Source organism: Proteiniclasticum sp. (assembly GCF_032054185.1).
Classification (GTDB): Bacteria; Bacillota; Clostridia; order Clostridiales; family Clostridiaceae; genus Proteiniclasticum.
In genome coordinates, this window is the sequence record NZ_DAMBTF010000012.1 from 65,509 (window position 1) to 89,693 (window position 24,185).

21 protein-coding genes are annotated in these 24,185 nt (G+C 43.2%); 13 read left to right on the forward strand and 8 right to left on the reverse strand.

Going from position 1 to position 24,185, the window contains the following annotated elements:
• Window positions 1–20: 20 nt before the first annotated feature.
• From RTX25_RS08505 to scfA, 3 genes are all read right to left on the reverse strand, one after another.
• The gene (locus tag RTX25_RS08505; RefSeq protein ID WP_312652697.1) at window positions 21–1,475 is read right to left on the reverse strand and encodes an aminotransferase class I/II-fold pyridoxal phosphate-dependent enzyme; all 1,455 of its coding nucleotides are present in this window, start codon (window positions 1,473–1,475) and stop codon (window positions 21–23) included.
• Window positions 1,472–2,896 (reverse strand): thioether cross-link-forming SCIFF peptide maturase, encoded by a 1,425-nt coding sequence (gene scfB / locus RTX25_RS08510; protein WP_312652698.1) that lies wholly within the window; start codon window positions 2,894–2,896, stop codon window positions 1,472–1,474. The genes RTX25_RS08505 and scfB overlap by 4 nt, the downstream gene beginning before the upstream one ends.
• A 92-nt stretch (window positions 2,897–2,988) precedes the next feature.
• Entirely contained in the window at window positions 2,989–3,138 is a 150-nt protein-coding gene (scfA, locus tag RTX25_RS08515; protein WP_312652699.1) for a six-cysteine ranthipeptide SCIFF, read from the reverse strand.
• 249 nt (window positions 3,139–3,387) lie between these two features.
• On the opposite strand from scfA, the gene RTX25_RS08520 reads away from it, so the two are divergent.
• From RTX25_RS08520 to RTX25_RS08550, 7 genes are all read left to right on the forward strand, one after another.
• A complete protein-coding gene (locus tag RTX25_RS08520; protein ID WP_312652700.1) occupies window positions 3,388–4,041 on the forward strand; it encodes a GDSL-type esterase/lipase family protein in 654 nt (217 codons plus the stop codon).
• A 4-nt stretch (window positions 4,042–4,045) separates the two neighbouring features.
• A complete protein-coding gene (locus RTX25_RS08525; protein WP_312652702.1) occupies window positions 4,046–4,810 on the forward strand; it encodes an IclR family transcriptional regulator in 765 nt (254 codons plus the stop codon).
• Between the two features lie 124 nt (window positions 4,811–4,934).
• Window positions 4,935–5,579 (forward strand): bifunctional 2-keto-4-hydroxyglutarate aldolase/2-keto-3-deoxy-6-phosphogluconate aldolase, encoded by a 645-nt coding sequence (locus RTX25_RS08530; protein ID WP_312652704.1) that lies wholly within the window; start codon window positions 4,935–4,937, stop codon window positions 5,577–5,579.
• 17 nt (window positions 5,580–5,596) lie between these two features.
• Window positions 5,597–6,619, forward strand: coding sequence for a sugar kinase (locus RTX25_RS08535; protein ID WP_312652706.1), 1,023 nt, complete (start codon window positions 5,597–5,599; stop codon window positions 6,617–6,619).
• Between the two features lie 3 nt (window positions 6,620–6,622).
• Window positions 6,623–7,570 (forward strand): sugar kinase, encoded by a 948-nt coding sequence (locus tag RTX25_RS08540; RefSeq protein WP_312652708.1) that lies wholly within the window; start codon window positions 6,623–6,625, stop codon window positions 7,568–7,570.
• A 146-nt stretch (window positions 7,571–7,716) separates the two neighbouring features.
• The gene (locus tag RTX25_RS08545; protein ID WP_312652710.1) at window positions 7,717–8,577 is read left to right on the forward strand and encodes a GNAT family N-acetyltransferase; all 861 of its coding nucleotides are present in this window, start codon (window positions 7,717–7,719) and stop codon (window positions 8,575–8,577) included.
• 34 nt (window positions 8,578–8,611) lie between these two features.
• Window positions 8,612–9,178: a 2-phosphoglycerate kinase gene (locus RTX25_RS08550; RefSeq protein WP_312652712.1), complete on the forward strand. Its 567-nt coding sequence runs from the start codon at window positions 8,612–8,614 to the stop codon at window positions 9,176–9,178.
• A gap of 68 nt (window positions 9,179–9,246) precedes the next feature.
• Here RTX25_RS08550 and RTX25_RS08555 read toward each other — a convergent pair whose 3' ends face one another.
• Window positions 9,247–9,789: a GNAT family N-acetyltransferase gene (locus RTX25_RS08555; RefSeq protein ID WP_312652714.1), complete on the reverse strand. Its 543-nt coding sequence runs from the start codon at window positions 9,787–9,789 to the stop codon at window positions 9,247–9,249.
• A 162-nt stretch (window positions 9,790–9,951) separates the two neighbouring features.
• Here RTX25_RS08555 and RTX25_RS08560 point away from each other — a divergent pair, with 162 nt between their 5' ends.
• The 5 genes from RTX25_RS08560 to RTX25_RS08580 all read left to right on the forward strand — a co-directional run bounded on the left by RTX25_RS08560 (window position 9,952) and on the right by RTX25_RS08580 (window position 18,939).
• Window positions 9,952–11,019, forward strand: a complete 1,068-nt coding sequence (locus RTX25_RS08560; RefSeq protein WP_312652716.1) for an undecaprenyldiphospho-muramoylpentapeptide beta-N-acetylglucosaminyltransferase — start codon at window positions 9,952–9,954, stop codon at window positions 11,017–11,019.
• A 202-nt stretch (window positions 11,020–11,221) separates the two neighbouring features.
• The gene (locus tag RTX25_RS08565) at window positions 11,222–12,793 is read left to right on the forward strand and encodes an MBL fold metallo-hydrolase (protein WP_312652718.1); all 1,572 of its coding nucleotides are present in this window, start codon (window positions 11,222–11,224) and stop codon (window positions 12,791–12,793) included.
• Between the two features lie 208 nt (window positions 12,794–13,001).
• Window positions 13,002–16,538, forward strand: a complete 3,537-nt coding sequence (gene nifJ / locus RTX25_RS08570; protein WP_312652720.1) for a pyruvate:ferredoxin (flavodoxin) oxidoreductase — start codon at window positions 13,002–13,004, stop codon at window positions 16,536–16,538.
• A 279-nt stretch (window positions 16,539–16,817) separates the two neighbouring features.
• Window positions 16,818–18,506: an SH3 domain-containing protein gene (locus RTX25_RS08575; protein WP_312652722.1), complete on the forward strand. Its 1,689-nt coding sequence runs from the start codon at window positions 16,818–16,820 to the stop codon at window positions 18,504–18,506.
• A gap of 76 nt (window positions 18,507–18,582) precedes the next feature.
• Window positions 18,583–18,939, forward strand: a complete 357-nt coding sequence (locus RTX25_RS08580) for a hypothetical protein (protein WP_312652724.1) — start codon at window positions 18,583–18,585, stop codon at window positions 18,937–18,939.
• A gap of 29 nt (window positions 18,940–18,968) precedes the next feature.
• On the opposite strand, the gene RTX25_RS08585 is transcribed toward RTX25_RS08580, so the two are convergent.
• From RTX25_RS08585 to RTX25_RS08595, 3 genes are all read right to left on the reverse strand, one after another.
• The gene (locus RTX25_RS08585) at window positions 18,969–19,232 is read right to left on the reverse strand and encodes a hypothetical protein (protein WP_312652726.1); all 264 of its coding nucleotides are present in this window, start codon (window positions 19,230–19,232) and stop codon (window positions 18,969–18,971) included.
• A 14-nt stretch (window positions 19,233–19,246) separates the two neighbouring features.
• Window positions 19,247–20,491: a DNA polymerase IV gene (locus tag RTX25_RS08590; protein WP_312652728.1), complete on the reverse strand. Its 1,245-nt coding sequence runs from the start codon at window positions 20,489–20,491 to the stop codon at window positions 19,247–19,249.
• 219 nt (window positions 20,492–20,710) lie between these two features.
• Entirely contained in the window at window positions 20,711–21,646 is a 936-nt protein-coding gene (locus RTX25_RS08595) for an alpha/beta hydrolase (protein WP_312652730.1), read from the reverse strand.
• A gap of 314 nt (window positions 21,647–21,960) precedes the next feature.
• Here RTX25_RS08595 and RTX25_RS08600 point away from each other — a divergent pair, with 314 nt between their 5' ends.
• Window positions 21,961–23,529: a DUF4352 domain-containing protein gene (locus tag RTX25_RS08600; RefSeq protein ID WP_312652732.1), complete on the forward strand. Its 1,569-nt coding sequence runs from the start codon at window positions 21,961–21,963 to the stop codon at window positions 23,527–23,529.
• 74 nt (window positions 23,530–23,603) lie between these two features.
• On the opposite strand, the gene RTX25_RS08605 is transcribed toward RTX25_RS08600, so the two are convergent.
• Window positions 23,604–24,182 (reverse strand): ECF transporter S component, encoded by a 579-nt coding sequence (locus RTX25_RS08605; protein WP_312652734.1) that lies wholly within the window; start codon window positions 24,180–24,182, stop codon window positions 23,604–23,606.
• Window positions 24,183–24,185 lie beyond the last annotated feature (3 nt).

Consider the following 24,185-nt stretch of genomic DNA (forward strand, 5'->3'; position numbering starts at 1 on the left):
TGTGCTCTCTTATGTTCTCATTATACTTCTTCTCTTAAAACCCTTATGGTGTCATTGCCGCCTGTGCCGGATCTTAGTATGTTTGCTTCATGGCTTCTAAGATGGAGATAGGTTTTTATGACTTCATCAGAAATGACTTCACCAGGCAGGATAAGGGGAATGCCAGGCGGATAGGGTATGATTTTCTCCGAAGATACGCGATTATGTGCATCTTTGATCTCGATTTCCTCGTCTTCCATGAAGAGTACATCACTTTCCTTGAACTTTCTCAGAAGAGGGTAGTTCATGGCATATCTTACGTATGACTGAGGGTCGTCTTTCCTGTTCCAGAGAAGCTCATTCTGATCATGTACATCTTTTATGGCACGGCCGATTTTCATAAGATCATCTTCACGGTCAAAAGGCGTGAGGATAAAGATGATATTTCTGCCTTCTGTCATTTCACATTGGATCTTATGTTCTCTTCTTAAGGTTTCATCCATAAGTACGCCTGAGAGAGGGGTATTGACCACAAGCCTTGTTGTGTCGTATATCCTGCTTTCTTTCTCGGACAGAACCCTGACCCCGGGAATGGTAAGAAGATCTGCTTTCAGCACTTCAATTCTTGCAATAAGCTCCTCATAAAGTCTTTCTCCATGTTCCTCCATGTAGTATCTTGTCATTTCCATGGAACAGAGAAGAGGGTAGGAGGGGCTTGAGCTCTGGAAAACCCTGTGATAGTGCCTGATCCGTGATCTTTCCTTATCACTCAATAGAGCCGATAGATTGAGCACAGAGCTCTGAGTCATCGCTGGAAGGGTCTTATGAAAGCTTACACTTGAAGCATGTGCACCTCTACGTATGGAGGACTGAGGCAGAAGATCCGAAAAGGAGAAATGCGCACCGTGGGCTTCATCGACCAGAAGATAAAGTCCGTTCTCCCTGCAGTATGCAGAAAGACGCTCTATATCCGCAACGGTCCCATGATAGGTGGGAGAAGTAAGGATGACCGCTCTGGCATCCGGGGACTTTCTGTGCATCCGCTTCAGCTCTTCAAGGGTCACAATCGAGGGAAGATCAAAGTCCTCGATCACCTCGGGAATGAGATAGGCTGGCTGAAGATCAAGCAGCGCAATGGCATTATAGATGCTCTGATGACAGTTCCTCTGAACCAGAATCCTGTCATTTCTTCTCAGGAGTCCAAAGATCATGGCATAATTCGAAGCGGTGCTGCCATTTATGCAGTAGAGGCTCTCCATTGCACCCATAGCCTCTGCAAGAAGAATCTCGGACTCTTTGACGATTTCTTCCGGATAATGAAGGTTATCTGTCCCTTCCACTTCAGTGACATCAAAGTGAAACAGGTTCTCCTTCAGGTATCTGAGCTCCTCCATGTCCTCTTCATTCCGATGGCCCGGCATATGGAAGCGGGCATTTTTTTCTTCAGTATAAAGTTTGAGTCCCTTTATCAAAGGGACTCGTTCAAACCTGATCATAGGAAGAGCACCTGTTGGGTGTCTTGGGTTTCTTCTGAGGCTTCATCATCTGATGCCAGCATTTTTTTCGCTTCGATCATGATGGCGCATTCCAGTCTTTTTCTCTGCATCTCACATCCGATTTTATATGGCCTGCTGATGTCTCCGTTGAAGCTCAGAGCGTTGGCGTGGCAGCCGCCGGAGCAGTAGAACTTGGAGAAGCAGTCTTTGCAGTCTTCCTTGGTATAGACATGAGCATTCTTGAACATATCCTGCATTTCCTTCGGAAGGGTGATTTCCTTCTCCATGATGTTGCCCATTTTATAGGTTTCGTTGCCCACAAACTGATGGCAGGGATAGATGTCACCTTCAGGGGTTATGGAAAGATACTCCGTACCGGCTCCGCAGCCTGTGATTCTCTTGATGACGCAGGGTCCCTGGGTGAGGTCCACAATGAAGTGGAAGAAACTGAAAGGATCTCCGGAAACTTTCATCTCCGCGTAGTCCACAGCAAGCTTCTCATATTCCTCAAGAATCTTAGGAAGATCTTCCTCTCTGATGGCATAGGGATTCTCATCAGCTGAAACCACAGGTTCCATAGAGGTATGCACAAAGCCGAGGTCTCTGAAGTGCTTCACATCTTCGGAGAAGTCGAGGCTGTTTCTTGTGAAGGTACCACGAATGTAGTACTTCTTGTTTCCTCTTTTTTCGATCAGCTTCTTGAACTTAGGCACGATGATGTCGTAGCTTCCGCTGTCGATGAGTGTAAGCCTCATGTCGTCATTGACGTTTTTTCTGCCGTCAAGGGAAAGTACAGCGTTATCCATATGTTCATTGATGTAATCAATTTTTTTATCATCAAGAAGAAGTCCGTTTGTCGTGATGGTGAACCTGAAGTTCTTGTTTTTCTTCTGTCCAAGCTCATTTCCGTAGGAAACCAGATCCTTCACCACATCGAAATTCATCAGGGGCTCTCCACCGAAAAAGTCCACTTCAAGATTCCTTCTGTTCCCTGAGTTTTCCACAAGATATTCAAGGGATTTTTTGCCCACTTCAAGAGGCATAAGCTTTTTCTCCCCGCCGAAGTCACCTTGGGACGCGAAACAGTATCTGCACTTCAGGTTGCAGTCGTGAGCGATGTTGAGGCACATTGCCTTGACCACAGGCTTTCTGTTTTTGAAGGCGTCAAGGTTCTGGTAAGTATCTTCCGAGTAGAGAAGACCTTCTTCTACGAGTTCATTGACTTCTTCCAATGAAGCTTTGATGTCTTCGAGGTTATGGCCATCCATTCTCAGATAGATTTCCGTCTCGTCTATATTTCCTTTTCTGTACTCATCGTAATGATCGAGCAGTTCATAGGTGATGTCGTCTATGACATGCACTGAACCTCCGTTGACATCCATAACGATGCTTAGACCGTTCATTCTGTATTTATGAATCATAATTGCATTCCTCCCAGATTTTAAACCAAAATAAGGCTATAAATGAAAAAGAAAAGGGAATGATTAAAATCAGTCCCTTACTTTTGCGTTATCTATCTGTCTGTATTCTCACATTCCTGATTTGCAACAGTACATGATGTTTTACAGGCGGACTGGCAGGATGTCTGGCATTCGCCGCATCCACCCTTGATAACGCTCTTCTTTAGAGTGCTTTTTGTCAGTGTCTTTATGTGTTTTTTCATGATGAAAACCTCCTCTAAATATAGCGTTAATATTATATCATAAGATTCATCTTTTGGCTTATAAATATCAAAAATTAACATGTTTCATAAAACCTTCATTTCAGCATGAAAAGCAGAAGGAGACTAATATGGCGGAAGGACATATGAAGAAATCAGATGGGATTCATTGAAATCTTATGAGATTCCATGCATAATTAAATTAACTTAAACAGGATGAAGAATCATCCTTCAGACGAAAAGGGGGACAACATGGAACGCAGAATACTATGTTTTGGAGATTCCAACACCTGGGGTTTCAACGCAGTGACCAGAGAAAGATTCGGAAATGAAATCAGGTGGACACGTAGACTTAGAAGAGAACTTGGCGATGGCTTTGAAATCATAGAAGAGGGATTAAACGGAAGATGTGCCGTCAATGAAGATCAGCTGAAAGAGGGAATGAGAGGGCTTGATTATATCCACCCCTGTATCATGTCCCACAAGCCACTTGATCTAGTCGTCATCATGCTGGGCACAAATGACGCCAAGGAGCGTTATGGAATGACATCTCATAATATGGCGATGGGCATCATAAGAGTTGCAGGTAAAGTCAGACATTCTGAAACGGGAAGAGACGGGAGTGATCCTGAAATCCTCGTTGTCGCCCCTGCACCCATCGGGCCGGAATATGTGAATAGCGATGCGGTTCTGTCTCTGGGAAGAGAAGCGGACAGAAAAACAGCTGAAATGGCAGACCATCTCAGGACACTCTCCAAAGAGAGCGGGTTTCATTTCCTCGATGCCGGAGAATATCTCAAAATGGGCGAAACCGATCATATGCATCTGGATGAGAAGGGTCATGCAGTCATGGCAGTGATCATAAGAAATATGATCAGCGAGATATTTGCTGAAGAAAGAAGGTGATCGTTTGAGCGATACAGTGCAATCCATAGACAGAGCGCTGAGTCTTCTTGAGATTCTCTCCCATCATGTGGAGGGAATCGGTCTTCTTGAACTGGCTGAGCGGTCGGGTCTTTCAAAAAGTACAGTACATAGACTGCTCAGCACGCTTATTCAGAACGGTTATGTGAAGCAGCATGAGAGTACAGGACGCTACCATCTCACCATGAAGATGTTCATCCTCGGATCAAGACCGATCGAAAAACTTGATGTGCTTAAGGTGGCAAGGCCTTATCTTGAAAGACTGAGAGATCTTTCCGGAGAAGTCATTCATCTGGTCATCATGGATGACAATGAAATCATCTATGTGGATAAAGTGGAATCGGAAAACACCATAAGAATGTATTCCAATATCGGAAAGAAAGGTTCACTCTATTCCACATCAGTAGGCAAAGCGATTCTGTCCTATTATACCGATGAAGAAATCACTAGACTGTGGGAGAAAATGAATGTTTCGAAACTGACCGATTACACCATCACAGATCTTCCATCCTTCATTACTGAAATTGCAGGAATCCGGGAGAAAGGCTACGCCATGGACCTTGAAGAAAACGAACTGGGTGTGAAATGCATGGGCACTGCAATACTCGACTACACGAAAAAGCCCGTTGCCGCATTCAGCATTTCCGGTCCGGTTCAGAGAATGACCGATGAGAAAATCGCCATACTGACAAGGCATATTCTGGAGACGAAAAAAGCCATCTCTGAAGAACTGGGATATTTTTCCCGGTAATGAATTATGAATTCTTCCATAAACCGATTGCAATATTATGAGGATATGGAGTAAAATAATCTTGTATCAAAATTATGGAACTATGTTCCACTATGTGGAACTCTAAATAATAAGGAGGCTAACAATGATACCTAAAATTGAGACACTGACCAGAATCATGGATGCAGGAATTGTAGCGGTTGTCAGAGCGGACAGCGAAGAGCAGGCGGAGAAAATCAGCAAAGCCTGTATAGAAGGCGGCGTACCAGCCATTGAAGTGACCTTTACGGTGCCTGGAGCACAGAATGTCATCTCAGCCCTGAAGAAGAAATTCAAGAAGGAAGAACTCATTGTCGGTGCAGGTACAGTACTTGATTCCGAAACTGCAAGAATTGCGATCCTCGCTGGTGCAGAATATATTGTCAGCCCAGGATTCAATCTGGAAACAGCAAAGCTGTGCAACAGATATCAGATTCCTTATATGGCAGGCTGCATGACACTGACAGAAATGATCACAGCAATGGAAGCGGGTGTCGATGTGGTGAAGGTATTCCCTGGAAACGCCTTCGGACCCGATTTCATCAAGGCAATAAAAGGACCTCTTCCACAGACAGTCCTCATGCCTACAGGTGGCGTAAGTCTTGACAACGTCGACCAGTGGATCAAGAACGGATGCATTGCAGTCGGGGTAGGCGGAGAGCTTACAGGCCCAGCCAAGAAGGGCGATTATGCAAAAATCACTGAAATCGCAAAAGCCTTCGTTGAAAAAATAAAAGAAGCCAGAAAGTAAAGGAGTAGATGAATAGAATGAAAAGAGTAGTAACATTAGGAGAAATCATGCTGAGACTCTCCACACCGGGATTTGAACGTTTCGTTCAGGCAGACAGCTTTGATGTCTGTTATGGCGGAGGAGAAGCAAACTGCTGCGTATCTCTTTCCAATTACGGACTGGATACCAGATTTGTCACAAAGGTACCAGCCAATGAAATCGGTCAGAGTGCGGTAAACGCCCTGAGAAGATATGGTGTCGACACAGACTTTATCGCACGCGGCGGAGACCGTCTTGGGATCTACTTCCTGGAATCAGGCGCTTCACAGAGACCTTCAAAGGTTATCTATGACAGAGCCCATGCGTCCATCGCTGAAGCCAAGGCAGATGAATTCAACTGGGATGAGATTTTCGCTGATGTGGACTGGTTCCATTTCACAGGAATTACTCCTGCACTGAGCGATGAAGCTGCAGAGCTTACTCTAGCCGCACTTAAGGCTGCCAAGGAAAAGGGCATCACTGTTTCTGTGGATCTTAACTACAGAAAGAAACTCTGGAGCCAGAAGAAGGCACAGGAAGTGATGACCGGCCTTATGGAATACGTGGATGTCTGCATCGGTAATGAAGAAGATGCGGAGAATGTATTCGGAATCAGCGCTGCCGATACGGACATCAATAAGGGTGAAATCAGCCATGGTGCATACGAGGAAGTTGCACGTCAGATCATCGAGAAGTTCGGTGTAAAGCTTGTGGCTTCAACGCTGAGAGAAAGCTACTCCGCATCAGACAACGGCTGGTCGGCAATTCTCTTTGACGGCGAGAAATCCTACCTTTCAAAGAAATATGATCTTAGAATCGTTGACCGTGTAGGTGGAGGAGATTCCTTCGCATCAGGTCTTATCTACGGTCTGGTTACGGAAATGCCTTACCAGGAAGCGCTTGAGTTTGCTGTTGCCGCTTCAGCTCTGAAGCACACCATTCCTGGCGACACAAATCATGTTTCCAAGGAAGAAGTGATGGCTCTTGCAGGCGGAGACGGATCTGGAAGAGTGCAGAGGTAATTCATGGATGTAGTAACTTTTGGCGAAACCATGGTTTTGTTCAATCCTGAAACAGAAGGACCCCTGCGTTATGTAGGGTCCTTCACCAAATCCATCGGCGGTGCGGAGTCCAATGTGGCCATTGCACTGGCTAGACTTGGCCATCGTGCCGGCTGGTTTTCAAAGCTGGGTGATGATGAATTCGGACGATACATCAAGTCTACGGTTATGGGTGAGGAAGTGGATGTCTCAAGGGTCACGAAAGATCCCCTGAGAACAACCGGTATACTTTTCAAAGAACGATTTTCCACTGTGAATCCGAATGTCTATTACTACCGCAAAGGTTCAGCTGCGAGTCATCTTTCCATCTCGGATCTTGATATGGATTATATCTGCAGCGCAAGGATTCTCCACGTCACCGGAATTTCCCTGGCTCTGTCTGAGGAAGTGAGAGAGGCAGTATTCTATGCTGTGAAGGAAGCGAAGAAGCGTGGGGTCATCATTTCATTTGATCCTAACATCAGGTTGAAGCTCTGGTCTAAGGATGAAGCTAGGAAACATATCCTTGCCCTGGCCGAGCTCTCCGATATCATTTTCCCCGGAAAAGATGAAGCTGAGCTTCTTCTTGGAACAGACGAACCTCTAGAGGTCTGTCAGAGATTCCTCGATATGGGCATTAAGATCGTTGCCCTTAAGCTTGGAAAAACCGGATGCTATGTGAAAAGTGCAGATGAAGAAGGTCTGGTCAATGGGTACACTGTAGAACATCCTGTAGACACTGTCGGTGCAGGAGATGGCTACGCTGCAGGATTCCTTTCGGGATATCTTGAAGAGCTCTCTCTCATTGACTGTGCCAGAAGAGCCAATGCTGTCGGTGCTATGGCGACACTGGTCAAGGGCGACATGGAAGGATTCCCATACAAGGATCAGGTTGAAATCTTCATGGGCCTTAAGGATAATATAGACAGATAGGACCTGTACACTCATAATCATGCAAAGCAGTCTTTAAGATCTCTTCAAAGAGGGATTTCAGGAGGCTGCTTTTCACTTTGTAACCAACGATTTAGAATTATACGGTATAATATATCGAAAGATAACAGGTATAGGATGGTGTAGTAGTGGAATATACATTTATACGTAATTACCGGGATGATCAAGCGTTAAGAAAATCTTTTTCGACACTGGCAAAGAAAATATTCGGTATTGATTTTGAGAAATGGTATGAGTCTGGTGGATGGAATCATAACTACATTCCCTACAGCTTCAGGTGGGGAAATGAAATCATCGCCAATGTTTCGGTAAATACTATGGAACTTATGATTCAGGGAAAAAGGCATAAAGCGATTCAGATCGGAACAGTCATGACTGATCCTCTACATAGGAGGAAGGGGCTTGCTGCAGGACTCATGGAAAGAGTCATTGAGGACTTCGACAGTGGATATGATCTGTTTTTTCTTGCGGCCGAGGAAGATGCTGTTCCGTTATATGAAAAATTAGGATTCAGAAAGATTGAAGCGAAAAGGTTTGTCATTGACGCAGAATATTACAGACGCCTGGAAAAACCGCTTGAAAGAGTAGAAATGCCCCTTGAGAAGCTTCTTGAACTTAAAGGGAAAGCAGATCCTATGTCTTTAGTACTGTCGGCAGTCTCCGATGAGCATATTCTTGCGTTCTATTATGCCCATGGCTTCAGCAGATGTATCTATAAGATCGGCAGTGAATGCTATGCCATTTTTGAAATTGAGAAGGATGTTCTTCATCTTTACGATATTCTCTCGACGGAAAAATTTTTCATTGAGCGCATCATAGAAATGATCACTCCCATGGGTATAAAGTCTGTTGAATGCCACTTCACACCGCCACTTGATACTAAAGGTCTACGCATACTGGAAGACTCGGAGGGCGGATGGATGATCAGAAGCAGAGGAGAAACAGGCTTTCCTGAAATCTCTGTGTATCCCGAAATTTCAAAAGCGTAGAGAGAATCAGATACAGAAGGAGGAAGGAATCATTATGATCATACTGATCGGAGGTGTAAGCTGCACTGGAAAGACCTTTATGGCTCAGACACTCATGGAAAAGTACAAAATTCCCTATTTCTCCATCGATCATCTCAAGATGGGACTGATCCGAGCCAGCAGTTACTGCGATTTTAAAGCCTCAGACCCAGATATCGAAATCACCCGGAAAATCTGGCCTGTGGTAAGGGAAATGATACGGACGATTCTCGAAAATAATCAGCATATCATCGTTGAAGGGTGCTACATACCACCTGATGCCATCCGTGATTTCACGCGGGATGACCGTAAACAGATTATTTCTCTTTTTCTCGGATTTTCTGAAGATTATATCAGGATGAATTTTGAAAGAGGTATCATTGCCCATAGAAGCGAGATCGAATTTAAGGAAATCGATGATTATATGACGCCTGACAATTTCTCAAGGCTACATGCAGAGGCGAGAGACAGAATGGAAAACAGTAACTATTTTGAGATTCATAACGACTATGAAAAGGAAATTGAAGGTGTTTACAGCTGGATCGATCTTAAGGCTGAAGAAATAAACACTTCAGGTGTCTGATTCTGTCTTCCCCGGTCAGATATAAAAGTCAGTCCATGCGGACTGACTTTTATGGAACATGATTCAACTTATAGACTGATCCAGTAACGGTCGATGACATTTCCCTTGGATTCATAAGCATTTTCCAGCCTGCCACCGATTTTTCTAACGATGCTCTTTGCCGCTTTGTTATCTCTTGATACGGTGATGAGCGCACGCGTGATTCCATTACCTCTAAGGGTATTGAAAGCAAGCTTGATCAGGATGAAGCCGTAACCTTTTCTTCTTTCTTCCGGTCTGATACCGAAGCTCATGTGACCTCCGAATTTCAGAAGATCATCATTCATGGTATAGCGAAGGTTGATTGCGCCGAGAATATATCCGTTTTCTTCAATCAGAAAGAGCGTATCTGCTCGAACAAGACCTTCCGGTAGAGTCTCATCCTTCTGCAGTGTCTGCTGCTCTTTTTTCCATTCACTGAAAGTCAGGTGCTTTACATCACAGGACGAAGGGGAAATCTGCTCGCATTGCTTTTGCCAGGAGCCGATGTACTCCAGGAAATTTTTTTCATCTATTTCTGTTATTCCTACTAATTTGATGGCATTCACCTTACTTTCTTTGGTTATGACCATATTATATCAAAGAAAGGAGAGCGGGAATGAAGAGTTTTTTCGTGAATACATTTACAAGAGGAAAAATTTGTGAATTCTAACAGAATTCTTTGTTATAATAGATATGTTTGAAAGACTCTTTAGACCGGAAGATTTAAAGAATTTTCGAAAACAGAGGAGATATTGAACATGAAGAAAATAATTATGACCGGTGGAGGCACTGCAGGACATGTTAATCCTAACCTTGCGCTCATGCCGAAACTGAAACAGCTGAGTTATGAAATTAAATATATCGGTTCCAGAGAAGGAATCGAGAAAGAAATTATCGAAAAAGTGAAGATTCCCTACTTTCCTATCGCATCAGGTAAATTGAGACGGTATTTCGATTGGAAAAACCTCAGTGACCCATTTAAAGTCAGTGCTGGTTTTTTCCAGTCTCTGAGCATTCTACGAAGAGAGAAACCGGACATCGTTTTTTCGAAAGGAGGGTTTGTCAGTGTTCCCGTTGTTGCAGCAGCAAAGTTTCTAAAAATACCTGTTCTTGCCCATGAATCCGATCTGACACCTGGCCTTGCCAACAGACTGGCATCACGATTTGTAGACAGGCTTCTGGTCACTTTCCCTGATACAGTACCTAAAATCGGAGAAAAGGCGATACTTGTCGGAAGTCCCATAAGAGAGGATCTCTTTAAAGGCGATGCCGCTCTAGCCATAAAGTCGGCAGGATTTATTGAAGAGAAACCAGTGCTTCTTGTTATGGGAGGCAGTATCGGGTCGGTGAAAATCAACACATCGCTGAGAAGGATACTTCCAGAACTGCTTCAGACATTCAACATCATCCATCTCTGCGGGAAAAACAATCTGGATGAAAGCCTCTCAGATACTTCAGGCTACAAGCAGTATGAATATGTTGCAGATGAAATGAAGGATATTCTTAATGCGGCGGATATTATCGTTTCAAGAGCGGGAGCCAATTCGATTTTTGAGTTTCTAGCCCTGAAAAAGCCCAATCTGCTCATCCCTCTATCTATGAGCTCCAGCAGAGGAGATCAGATCGAAAATGCCGACAGTTTCTCTAAAAACGGATATTCAATGGTGCTCAATGAGGAAAATCTGAATGATGTTTCTTTGAAGATGAGTATAGAAAGACTGTTTGAAGAAAAAGAAGAGTATATCAATGCCATGAATCTCTCGGAACTTGGCAGTGCAACGGATAAAATCATTGAACTGATCGAAAAGTACTCAAAATAACATTGTACAATATAGTACAGCAATCCATAGAGAAAAGCATGAAGTTCATGCTTTTTTTCTTTTATGCGGAGTTAGGGGTCTGATCTGTACTAAACCTGACTATACATACTCATCTGTACACAGAATCAGATTATTAAATGTTAACAAAAAAGTCTGACAATTATTGATATAATGAAATTAACTTAAGCAAGGAGGAATGTCTATGAGAATTGAATTTTCAGGTGGTGCAGGTACTGTAACGGGCTCAAGCCATCTTTTAAGAGTCAAGGATAAGAGAGTGCTTTTGGATTGCGGACTATATCAGGGTAGGGATGAGAAGGATAAGGGGAACGATGTGTTCGCTTTTATCCCATCAACCATAGATTATCTGATTCTTTCCCATGCCCACATCGACCATAGCGGAAGAATACCTCTGCTTTATAAAAGGGGATTTAGAGGGAAAATCATTGCCACGCCTCCCGCGATGGCCCTATGTAAGATTCTGCTCATGGATTCCGCATATATTCATGAACAGGATGCAGAATGGGACAACAAAAAGAGACAGAGAAAGGGATTGGATCCTATAGAGCCTCTTTATACTGCAAAAGATGCAGAAGGTTCTCTTACGCTCTTTGAATCTCTGGATTTCAATCAGCCCCGTGAACTGTTCGAAGGATTCAGGATGAATTTTCTGGAAGCAGGGCATATGCTTGGTGCTGCCATTACAGAGATATTCATAAAGGAAGAGGAAAGAAAGATCAAGCTCGTCTATTCTGGAGACCTTGGAAATCAGGGCATTCCTCTGATGAAAGAGCCTGTGGAAGTGACAGAAGCTGATTTTCTGATCATGGAATCTACATACGGTAACCGGCTTCATCCTGATGTCAATATTGAACATGAGGAACTGATCAAAATCATCAATGACACCTACAGAAGAGGAGGGAATGTGGTTATTCCGTCTTTTGCGGTAGGCAGGACACAGGAACTGATCTATATCCTTAACGAGTTCCAGGAAGCAGGTAAACTGGAGCGTGGAGTGAAAGTCTATGTGGACTCTCCTCTGGCTTCCAGATCCACGGCCATTTTCAAGGAATACTCTAGATATTTCGATGCCGAGAGTCAGGAAAAGATGAGAAAAGGAGATGACGTGCTTGATTTCAGAAATCTTTTTTTCACAGAGTCAGTTGAAGACTCCATGGAACTGAACCGCACAAATAAAGGTCTCGTCATCATAAGTGCATCAGGAATGGCGACGGCAGGCAGAATCAGACATCATCTCAAACACAATCTGTGGAGAAGCGAATGCTGCGTGGTGTTTGTCGGATATCAGGCTCAAGGATCGTTAGGCAGAATTCTTCAGGATGGAGCAAAGAGTGTCACGCTTTTCGGTGAAGAGATTGCCGTCAATGCGAAAATACACAGTTTCTCTGGCTTATCCGGTCATGCGGACCGCCGAGGTCTCTACAACTGGGTTAAAGCCATCAAAAAAGCGCCTAAGGAAATCTTCCTCACCCATGGTGATCCGGAAGCTTCAACAGCACTTAAAGAACTGCTGGCGAATGACGGTTACAACGTCAGAATCGCAAAATTCGGTGATATTGTCCCCATCAAAGATTATGTCAAGCTTGTACCAAAAACAGATGAATTTGAACTTGAAAAGAGCACAGTTGAATCCGCTTTGGCAAAATTAAGGAAGAAAGAGGAATTGATCAGATACGTGGAAACCCTTGATTTTGATAGGGATAACCCCGAAGAAATCCTGTCGGGGATGGAAAAAATAATTAAAAAACAGTAAAAGGGTTAAAAAGGCAAATATATAGCATTTTTCGTTGGTAAAATAGTATTAAATACTGTATAATAATCTTGTGTCGTTTGAGTATAGGTAATGATATTTTGTTAACTATACTCAAATTCATGCGCATTTATAATCTACGGAAACGTAGTTATATTTAGAAATCTTTAGGCCAGATTTCTAGAAATATATATTAAGGAGAGGTATAGACATGAGAAAAACTAAAACAATGGATGGAAATATGGCTGCATCCTACATCTCGTATGCATTTACAGATGTTTCAGCTATCTATCCAATTACACCATCCTCAACTATGGGTGAGAATGTCGATGAGTGGTCATCCAAAGGCGTCAAGAACATCTTCGGACAGCCAGTAAGAGTTGTTGAAATGCAGTCAGAGGCAGGAGCAGCTGGTGCGGTTCACGGTTCACTTCAAGGTGGAGCACTCACTACAACATATACAGCATCTCAGGGACTTCTGCTCATGCTTCCAAACATGTACAAGATTGCAGGAGAACTTCTTCCAGGTGTATTCCATGTCAGTGCTAGAGCAATTGCTGCACATGCACTTTCAATATTCGGAGATCATCAGGACGTAATGGCTGCAAGACAGACCGGATTTGCTATGCTTGCTGAGTCAAATGTACAGCAGGTAATGGATCTTTCAGGTGTAGCTCATTTAGCTGCAATCAAGAGCAGAGTTCCATTCCTTAACTTCTTTGACGGATTCAGAACTTCTTCAGAAATCCAGAAGGTTGAAGTCATCGAATATGATGAACTTGAAACTCTTCTAGACAAGGAAGCTGTAGCTGAGTTCAGAAACAGATCACTTAACTCAGAGAGACCTGTTACAAGAGGTACAGCACAGAATCCTGATATTTATTTCCAGGGTAGAGAATCTGCCAACAGATATTACCTGCAGGTTCCAGAAATTGTTGAAGGATACATGGAAGAAATCAACAAGCTTACTGGAAGAGACTATCAGCTGTTCAACTATCACGGAGCACCAGATGCTGAGAACATCATCATCGCTATGGGTTCAGTATGTGATACAGCCGAAGAGACAGTTGATTACCTGAACAAGAAGGGCGAGAAGGTTGGTCTGATCAATGTTCATCTTTACAGACCATTCTCAACAAACCACTTCTTAAACGCAATTCCAAAGTCAGTAAAGAAGATCGCAGTTCTTGACAGAACAAAGGAACCGGGTTCAGCCGGTGAGCCATTATACCAGGACGTAAGAAACGCATTCTACGAAGCAGACGTAAGACCTGTAATCGTTGGCGGAAGATACGGACTAGGCTCAAAGGATGTAACACCAGGTCAGATACTTTCAGTATTTGAAAGCCTTTCACGTAATGAAGTCAAGAACGGATTTACAATAGGTATCGAAGACGATGTTACATTTACATCACTTCCTAAGCATGATGAAATCGATACAACTTCAGAAGGTACCGTACAGTGCCAGTTCTGGGGACTTGGATCAGATGGTACAGTTGGTGCCAATAAGTCAGCAATCAAGATCATCGGTGACAACACCGACCTGTATGCACAGGGATACTTCTCATATGATTCAAAGAAATCAGGTGGTATTACAGTATCACACCTGAGATTCGGTAAGAACAAGATCAGAAGTCCATATCTTGTACAGAACCCTGATTTCGTAGCTTGTCATAACCCATCATATGTAACAAAATATGACATGACCAAGGGTCTTAAAGAAAACGGTACATTCCTTCTGAACTGCAGCTGGAACATGGATGAACTTAATGAGCATCTGCCAGCTAAGATGAAGAATGCCATCGCGAAGAAGAACATCAAGTTCTATATGGTTGATGCACAGGCTATTGCAACTGAGATCGGTCTTGGAACAAGAATCAATATGATCATGCAGTCAGCATTCTTTAAACTTGCAAACATTATTCCTGTAGAAGATGCCATCAAGCACCTCAAGGATTCTGTTGTCAAGTCATACGGCAAGAAGGGTGAGAAGATCGTCAACATGAACTTCGAAGCCATCGAAAGAGGCGTTAACGCGCTGAATAAAGTTGATGTACCAGCGGACTGGGCAACTGCAGCAGACAGTGCTGTTGAAACAAAGAATGTCCCTGATTTCATCAAGAACATTCTTGAACCGATGAATGCACAGGAAGGCGACAGCCTACCAGTTTCAGCATTCCTTGGTAGAGAAGATGGAACATTCCCAATGGGAACTTCCGCTTATGAAAAGAGAGGAATCGCAGTTAACGTTCCAGAATGGATCATCGATAACTGTATCCAGTGTAACCAGTGTTCATATGTCTGTCCTCATGCTGTAATCAGACCATTCCTTGTAAATGAAGAAGAAATGGCTAATGCACCAGAAGGATTCGAAGCGAAGAAAGCAATGGGCGGAAAGGCGTTCGGAGAACTCCAGTACAAGATCCAGATTTCAGTACTTGACTGTACAGGATGCGGAAACTGTGCTCAGGTTTGTCCAGCACCAAAGAAGGCTCTTGTCATGAAGCCAATCGAGACACAGATGCATCAGACAACAAACTGGGAATATGCACTGTCATTAACAAACAAACTGAACCCAATGAACAAGAACACACTAAAGGGCAGCCAGTTCCAGCAGCCACTGCTTGAGTTCTCAGGTGCTTGTGCAGGATGTGGAGAAACACCATATGCTAAGCTTGTCACACAGCTCTTCGGTGACAGAATGATGATTGCCAATGCTACAGGATGTTCATCCATCTGGGGTGGATCAGCACCAGCATCAGTTTACACAACCAACCATCTTGGACAGGGTCCAGCTTGGGCTAACTCACTGTTTGAAGATAATGCTGAGTTCGGTCTTGGTATCTACCTTGGACACAAGACACATAGAGCTAAGCTTCTTCCAATAGCTGAAAAGCTTGTTCAGAACGAAAACGTTACTGATGAACTGAAGTCAGCTCTGCAGAACTGGATCGAAAACTTCGATAAGGGTGAAGAATCAAAGGCAGCAAGAGCTTCCCTTCTTCCACTACTTAAGGATTCCGATCTTGAAGAAGCTAAGCAGCTTTACACAGAAAGAGACTTCCTCACAAAGAAGAGCCAGTGGATCTTCGGTGGAGACGGTTGGGCTTATGATATCGGATACGGCGGTCTTGACCATGTACTTGCTACAGGCGAAAACATCAACGTACTTGTAATGGATACAGAAGTGTACTCCAACACAGGCGGTCAGTCTTCAAAATCAACACCAACAGCTGCTATCGCTAAGTTTGCCGCTGCAGGTAAGAGAACAAAGAAGAAGGATCTTGGTATGATGGCTATGAGCTATGGCTATGTATACGTTGCACAGATCGGTATGGGTGCTGATAAGAACCAGACCATCAAGGCGATTACAGAAGCCGAAGCATATGACGGCCCATCACTCATCATCGCTTATGCTCCATGTATCAACCAGGGACTTAAGCTTGGAATGGGCTTCAGCCAGGAACAGACAAAGAGAGCCGTTGAATCAGGATACTGGCAGCTATACAGATTCAACCCAACACTTAAGGACGAGGGTAAGAATCCATTCACTCTTGACTCTAAGGAGCCTACAAGAAGCTTCAGAGAATTCATTGACAGCGAAGTAAGATATGCTTCACTTTCAAAGGCTTATCCAGATGTAGCTGAAGAACTGTTTGCAAAGACAGAAAAGGATGCTAAGGAAAGATTAGACAGCTATAAGAGACTTGCATCTTATGACTTTTCAACACCTGGAACTGAAGAATAAGATCTGAACAACATATATGAAAATAGGACTGTCACGTAAGTGACAGTCCTATTTTACTTTTATCGGCAAAATTCTATTGGAAATCAAAAGATATCAATAATTGTATATATATAGATAGTGCTTATTGATACAAAACTTTGTTCAATTCAAATTATTGAGAAAACGGATATTTAAATTATAAGTTCGAGGATTGAATTATAGTCTATTCATACAGCTTCTATGTTATAATATTTCTGTGAAACCGTTTTTTTACAAATGATATTATAAGGGGGAATTTCATTGAAAAGGTCTATGCCAAAGAAACTGTCTGTTGCTGTAAGCGCTGCGATCATTGCAGGTACCATGGGGACATCATACTTATCGGTACTCGCCAACCCTTTGCCTAGTGCAGGTACGACTTATGCCGTAACCAGTAAAATACCTGGATATATGGATAGTGCCAATGCTTCCAGAATGATCAATTCTGTTACCACCTATCAGGCAGGCAATTATTATGTTTATAAAGTTCATCAGGGAATGATCAACATTTCTAAAGCAACCAATGCACCGGGTATCTGGATCAACCCGACTCAGAACAGTGGGGGCGGTGCACCGGCAGCTGCAGTTCCTGTACCAGCTGCACCAACGCCAGCACCACCCGCTGCGGTGACCACCATGAAGACCACTGCGAATCTGAATATGAGATCTGGTCCTTCCACAGGCTATGCTTCAGTGACAGTTATTCCAAAAGGCGCTACTGTCACATTGCTGGAAGTCAAAGGGGACTGGAAAAAAGTCAGTTATAACGGTAAAACAGGCTGGTCTTCAGGGAAGTATCTAAGTGCAGCAAGTACTGCAGCTCCAGTTATTCCACCGGCCGCACCTGCTCCGGCAGTACCAGGAGTAAATGGTGCAGTCTATCAGACAACGGGCAGTCTTTATATGAGATCTGGCCCTGCAAAAACCTATTCATCCGTTATGGTTCTTCCAGCCGGTGCAAAAGTCGTGCTCGTGGAAGATGGGGGAGAATGGAAGAAAGTCAGTTATAACGGTAAGACAGGCTGGTCTTCGGGCAAATATCTGAAGCTTATTCAAGCAGCTCCAGTGCCCGTTGAGATACCTGCACCTGTAGAACCGACTCCTGCTCCTGCTCCACCTCCAGCAGAAGTCATTCCAGAACCTGTTCCGGTGCCAACGCCAGAACCCGCACCAGCCCCCGTTCTCGTTCAGAAGAAGGCCACAAATTCTCTTAATATGAGAAGCGGCGCCGGAACCCAGCATTCCTCGATCATGGTCCTCCCCAAAGGCGCTGTAGTTGATGTCATCGGCGTTTCAGGAAAATGGTTCAATATCATCTATCAGGGGAAAACAGGCTGGGCATCAGGCGATTATCTGACAGAGGTCAATAGTGTGTACAAGATTCTGAATGTACCTTATCACAGTCAGCTGACTCCTGTTTATGCACCGGTAGGATGTGAAGCCACAGCGCTTCTTATGGGACTCCAGTTTAAAGGAATCGCGACAGATGTTTCATACAGAAGCTTTCTGGATGCTATGCCAAAGCACACATCGAATCCCGCCAAAGGGTTTGTAGGATCCCCATATAAGCAGGACAACAGTTTAAGAACAACCATATACCCGCAGGTACTGACAGATTACAGCAACACCTATGCTGCGGGCAGAACCGTCAATTTCTCAGGAAGCTCTGTGGAGGACATCAAGAAGGAGATTATTGCCGGGAACCCTGTAGTCGTCTATCTGACCACCAGAAGAGAAGCACCGATCTACGCAAACTATGTAGTAGAAGGTCAGACGCAGTCTCTTCTCAAAAATAATCATGCAGTACTGGTCACAGGTTATGATTCCGAAGCCAACAAGCTGAGAATCACAGATCCGTGGTCATGGAATGGAAGAAATGAATACTGGGTAACGGTCCCAAGCTTCTCCTATTCCTACAACATCAGAAATCATGCAATAGTTGTACGATAAATATATCAAGAGCGGACCTGAAATTCATGAAAGCTTTAGTTTCCTGAAACTCTGCAGTCTATAGAGGGGGAGACAGATGAAAAAAAACGCTGTCATTATAGGACTCTTCGCGTTCCTCATCTTAAACAGCTGCGGAATCAAGGAGAACAGAATGTCAGATACTCAGAAAGAAGCGGTGGATAACAGCCTGGCGTATATTTCAGAATCAGCCTTCTCCGCAAAAGATCGGATCGATAAACGCGAAATAGAGATCAGCACGGTAACAAGTGGAGATCTGAAATTTATCTGGAATGAGGATCTGAAGCTGAAAGAATCTTCACTGGACACCTCTGATTGGGTGATCACCATAGGAGATACCTCCGGTCATGATTTTGCCGTCATGATCTGTGACAGCAAAACAAGTGAGGTTTTAGGCTATATTCCAATTGAATAATAAGCACAAAAGGAACCCTCGGGTTCCTTTTACATTTTAAAGAGTGTCCATTGATCGGTGTCTTTTTCATATTTCAGTTCAAAGAGAACTTCTTTGTCATTCACGATTCCTCTGCATAAAAATACCTGCATAAGGTTGCCTGCCAGCTTTTCCTTTTTACGAGCCTGGATACTTTTGACGGATATGGTTTTATATTTACCGTCTTCATCGATGAGTCTGAATCGTATAGGATGGATCAGTCCCTTAAAGTCAAACCATGCAATCATTTCTATAGGTTTTGCCATTACCTTCACGACTTTCTCCTCCTTTACAAGTGACTATTCATGAATATATAATCCTTTTCCACTACGCCACCTGAAAAAGCCTTTACAGGTGAGTTGATGAATGTCGCCCGTATCAGAGAATCATCCCCGAAGTTTTTCCTCACCATATCAATGACCTGATCCATGCGTTTCATTTTCTCTGCCGAACCATCCTTAAAGAGAGAAAGCTGTTCGATATCCTTTTCTTTCAGCTGAGAAAAGGATATCCCCAGATGTCTCACCGGCTCTTCGTTCCAGATCTCATCAAATAGAGAGCATGCCGTAGCCATGAGCAGACTTGTGGAATCTGAAGGAAAATTCAGCGTCCTCTGTATGGAGAAGGAAGAAAAATCGCTGTAACGGATATGGATCCCTACCGTCTTCACCAGTTTTCTTGAGTCTCTCAGGCGTGGAACCAGAGTCTCTCCAATGGAAAGCATAACGTTATGGCAGGAGATTCTGTCAGTAAAATCAAAAGGGAGAGTTGTAGAATTACCCATACCTTTCATTTCTATGGTACCTTCGTTCTTGACGGTAGAAGATTCTATACCTCTGGCATAGCAGGAAATCATGTAGCCATGTTTCTTGAATCTTGCGTGGAGAAACTGAGGGTTTGCTCTGGCCAGTTCACCGATGGTGTTGATGTTCATCTTATGAAGTTTTTCTGCTGTGCGGGGGCCTACCATGAACATATCCTCCACGGGCAGAGGCCACATCTTCTTTTCGATTTCTTCACGATACAGAGTATGGACACGATTGGGTTTTTTGAAATCAGAAGCCATTTTTGCCAGAAGTTTTCCTGTTGAAATGCCTATATTTACAGTAAAACCGAGTTCTTCATGAATCCGGTCCTTTAATTCATTTGCCACTTTTACTGCATCTTTCCTCTGTATATGACTCATATCGAGAAAACATTCATCGATGGAGTAGCGCTCAATAAGAGGAGAGTACTCCCTAAGGATCTCCACCATGGCATCACTTGCCTTTAAGTACATACTGTATCGAGGCGGAACGATCTTCAGCTCAGGACACTTCATCAGTGCTGAGAAGAGTGTTTCTCCTGTTTTTATACCGTATTTTTTACTGGGGATAGACTTGGCCAGAACAATACCATGCCTGCTTTCAGGATCTCCTCCTACGATGGAGGGGACTGTACGAAGATCCAGTGATTTTCCATGCTGAAGATCCCATACAGCATTCCAGGAAAGGTAGGCAGAGTTTACATCTACATGAAAAACAATTTTTTCCATTATTTGATCACCTATTCCAATATGATTTCAGAACGTATATTCTTTATGGGATAATTATAACAGAACATAAGTTCTAAGTGAAGACCTCAAATGAGTGCCTGCTTTTCGAAATAGACCAGAAATCAGAGAATACCCATCAGGCTCATGAGAAAAAAATATTTGCAGCAAAGAAAACAGGCTGAGAAAATCATCTCAACCTGCTGTAATCTAATGTGTTTGTTACTGCTCTTCGCTAAAATGTGCATCAGGATAGACGACATTCAGAAAGGCTGTAATCTCCTTATTATATCTTTCTGGATTTACGGCCATGGAAGTAGCATGTTCTGCGCCTTCAGCGATATACATATATTTCCTGTCCATTTTAAAAGCATACATGGCTCTGGTCATGCTAAGGGGAACATAAGTATCATGGTCTCCGTGTATGAAAAGAATCGGCTGCTGAATCGTGGGCAGTTCCTTGAGCGGAGAGACATCTTCAATGGAAAACCCTGCTCGGATTTTAATGAACAGGTTCACAAAGGCAATCAGTTTTTTGCTTTTCAGTCCGCTGTCCTGCTGGAGTTTCAGCAGGAGAAGTTCAGGCAGATCAGAGAAAGCGCAGTCAATGATACCATACCTGATCCGCTTATCCATAGCCATATTGAGCATGGATATCGTACCGCCCATGGATTCTCCATGAAGGCCGACGCTGATCTCATTCCCATATACTTTATAAAGATGATCGGTCACAGTAGCGAGGTCCCATTTTTCGAAATGACCATATGTGGTCGTATCTCCGCCGGTTTCACCATGATTTCGGAGATCGAAAACCACCACATTGAATCCTTTTCTGTAGAAAAAAGGAAGATACTTCAATGCCCCGTAGATATTCATGGTGATACCGTGAACGATGATGATGAATCGATCGGATTCATTGGGATAAATCCTTCCCTTAATCATGTATCCATAGGGGGATTTGAGATTCAGGGGCTCATAAGAAAGACCGTCGATATATTCTTCCGGAAAATAACCCTGATTGATCACCCTATCCCTGGCAGCGTCATAAGTCTTAGTTTTGGGGTATATTATGCGGTTGACATAACGAAGAGTGATGGCAACCAGATACAGCAGAGCTAAGATGACTATACCCAGGAGGATATAAAATAAATATTCCATAAAACACCTCCAATGCTTATAACCTAATTATATAGGATAAACCGAAAAATGATAATCAGGGAGATATAGAATAAATGAGAATAGTGTATTAACAAAACTGATCAGATGCAATCAATTAAAGTGATATTTGATTAGAATAACGTTGTAAATCCTGTTTATTTATTGAATATAAAAACAAATGTAAGTATATACGATTATAACCGTGACCGTGGTGTAAAAAGTGTATTAACAATTCATACGATTACTGAATATTTAAAGTATTGAATGTATAATGTTCTCAAGACAATGAAAAGAATAAACAGGAGGAATATCGTATGAAATTTGAAATGGATAAAATGGTTAAAAAAAGTGAAAAGCTCATGAAAAAAGGCGAGGAATTGGCCAAAGATATGATCCCAAAAGTAAAAGATGCTACCTCCGATCTGAAAGATTCACTGGCAGACCTGAAAGATAAGGGTGCAAAAAGCGCGCATAACTTTTTGGACCGCAAAGATGATGTAAGAGATGATGTAGCCGATTTTACTCAAAATAGCAGGAAAGAAGTGAGTAGAGTGATTGATCGAAAAAACGGCAGGAAGAGTTCAGGAAAAGTGGTGGCAGGTGTAGCACTGGCCGCAGCCGCAGCCGCAGCCTATACTCTATACAAGAAGAACAAGGCAAAGAATGAAAATCTGAGAACTGAGTATTCCGAAAAACTGACAAGATGGGCAGAACTGGATCTGTCGCAGATCGATTCAGAGACTGACGGATTCCAGGAACCAATGAAGGTCACACCAAAGAAAGTCTATAAGACCGGAACCAATGCTGTAATCGATGATCTGGTCATCAACATTTCCAGTCCAAGCGAAGAGCATACCTTCAATCCTGATGATGACGGAAAGCCTGTAGCGGAGCTTGACCTCAAGAAAATGGTTATGGACAAGACAGAAGGCGTAAGAGAAAAGATCCGCACAAAGTTTGAAGAAGGAAAACTTCAGACGAAACTCGGCTCCATGGAAGCTAAAGACAAATATGTGGAAATCAAGGATATCGCAGGAGAAAAGATCGGAAACGTAAAAACAAAAGTGGAAGAAGACATCGTACCCAACGTCAGAAATAAATCTGCTGATCTCAAAAATGAAGTAGAGGATCAGTATGAAGGCATTAAAAAGAACGTTGAGTATACAGCGGAAGAAATGAAAGAAGAGCACCATGAGAAATCGCAGGATGCGAAGAAAAAATTTGAGGAACTGAAAAACAAAGTTGCCTCCACTTCCTACGATGCACCTGAACCATCTCCAGAAGATGTCCCTGACGATAAGGAAGGGTACCTGAAGAATGATATGGCTTTCGATGGGGAAGATGAATTCGAGCCTACCGACAAAGACAATATCGTCGATGAGCCATTCGGCGCTGAAGAAATGATTGAAGAGGTCAAGGAAAATGGCGAAGGTATCAAAGACAAAGTAAAACATATGGCCGAAAATGCTAAGGCGAAGATCAGGTCAGATAAGCCTGAAGGAGAAATGGAACTGATTGAATACAAGGTGACCCTGCATAACAGAGGGGCGGAAGAATGTTCATTCAATCCGATGCAGCTTCAGCTGTTTGATATCCCTAAACGTTCTGTACATCTCCTGGCTAAGCACGAAGAAGGAACCACGCTGGGTAGAGTAACACTGAAACCAGGAGAAACCTACACCGGAAAACTTTTTGTAAAGAAAAATAAAGGCAAGAGACAGGGCATACTGTTCTTTAAAGATCTGAGTCTCGAACATTCTGTTCTTTTCCTGACAGAAGATGATGATCCTATTGAGAGTGATCCAAGTCTTGTACTGGACGAGGATTATCTTTACAGTGATAAAGAAGTGCTTGACGAACACAACGACTACAAAAGACTCTAAAACTAAATATACTGAAAAAGCATAAAGTAAAGGAGATGGGTTACCATCTCCTTTATCTGTTATTCAGATGTTATCTATTTCTTGATTTTCCGGTATGCTGCCACCACAGGCACTGCAATCAGTGCGGATATAATGGCTTCGGGGATACCGTTGGTTCCTACAACAGTCAAGATGAAGGTCGTAGCTGCAGCTTCGGAAATACCGAGTGCTGCGGCGTATCTTGAAAGATAGAATATATAAGCAAGCCCAAGGACACCAATGGTATTGGTCAGAGATCCTATGACTGCCGAAACGGCAACACCGCTGTTTCTGTTTTTCAATGCTCTGTAGATATAACCCGTGACGATACCGATCAGAATTCTTACGCCAACTGAAATAAGCGGATTCCAGAAGATGAAGTTCGTTGGTGTAGGCGCCATGAAAGCACGGATCATACTTGAAAGTCCAAAAATCCCGCCGATCAGACCTCCTGTAAGTGGTCCGTCAATAATTGCACCGATGATTACCGGGACATGCATGATGGTCGGATTGATGGGCAGTATGGGAATAAATCCCAGTGGAGTGAGCGACAATAGAATTGAAATACCTGACAGCAGACCTACCACAGCCATTTGTCTTGGCTTGATGGTGACCCTTTCCTTTTGTTTCTGCATAAA

Bases quoted from the DNA above. Each gene is read 5' to 3' on its own strand.
- RTX25_RS08505 (WP_312652697.1), bottom strand. From the start codon at position 1,475: ATGATCAGGTTTGAACGAGTCCCTTTGATAAAGGGACTCAAACTTTAT.
- scfB (WP_312652698.1), bottom strand. From the start codon at position 2,896: ATGATTCATAAATACAGAATGAACGGTCTAAGCATCGTTATGGATGTC.
- scfA (WP_312652699.1), bottom strand. From the start codon at position 3,138: ATGAAAAAACACATAAAGACACTGACAAAAAGCACTCTAAAGAAGAGC.
- RTX25_RS08520 (WP_312652700.1), top strand. From the start codon at position 3,388: ATGGAACGCAGAATACTATGTTTTGGAGATTCCAACACCTGGGGTTTC.
- RTX25_RS08530 (WP_312652704.1), top strand. From the start codon at position 4,935: ATGATACCTAAAATTGAGACACTGACCAGAATCATGGATGCAGGAATT.
- RTX25_RS08535 (WP_312652706.1), top strand. From the start codon at position 5,597: ATGAAAAGAGTAGTAACATTAGGAGAAATCATGCTGAGACTCTCCACA.
- RTX25_RS08540 (WP_312652708.1), top strand. From the start codon at position 6,623: ATGGATGTAGTAACTTTTGGCGAAACCATGGTTTTGTTCAATCCTGAA.
- RTX25_RS08550 (WP_312652712.1), top strand. From the start codon at position 8,612: ATGATCATACTGATCGGAGGTGTAAGCTGCACTGGAAAGACCTTTATG.
- RTX25_RS08555 (WP_312652714.1), bottom strand. From the start codon at position 9,789: ATGGTCATAACCAAAGAAAGTAAGGTGAATGCCATCAAATTAGTAGGA.
- RTX25_RS08565 (WP_312652718.1), top strand. From the start codon at position 11,222: ATGAGAATTGAATTTTCAGGTGGTGCAGGTACTGTAACGGGCTCAAGC.
- nifJ (WP_312652720.1), top strand. From the start codon at position 13,002: ATGAGAAAAACTAAAACAATGGATGGAAATATGGCTGCATCCTACATC.
- RTX25_RS08580 (WP_312652724.1), top strand. From the start codon at position 18,583: ATGAAAAAAAACGCTGTCATTATAGGACTCTTCGCGTTCCTCATCTTA.
- RTX25_RS08590 (WP_312652728.1), bottom strand. From the start codon at position 20,491: ATGGAAAAAATTGTTTTTCATGTAGATGTAAACTCTGCCTACCTTTCC.
- RTX25_RS08595 (WP_312652730.1), bottom strand. From the start codon at position 21,646: ATGGAATATTTATTTTATATCCTCCTGGGTATAGTCATCTTAGCTCTG.
- RTX25_RS08600 (WP_312652732.1), top strand. From the start codon at position 21,961: ATGAAATTTGAAATGGATAAAATGGTTAAAAAAAGTGAAAAGCTCATG.
- RTX25_RS08605 (WP_312652734.1), bottom strand. From the start codon at position 24,182: ATGCAGAAACAAAAGGAAAGGGTCACCATCAAGCCAAGACAAATGGCT.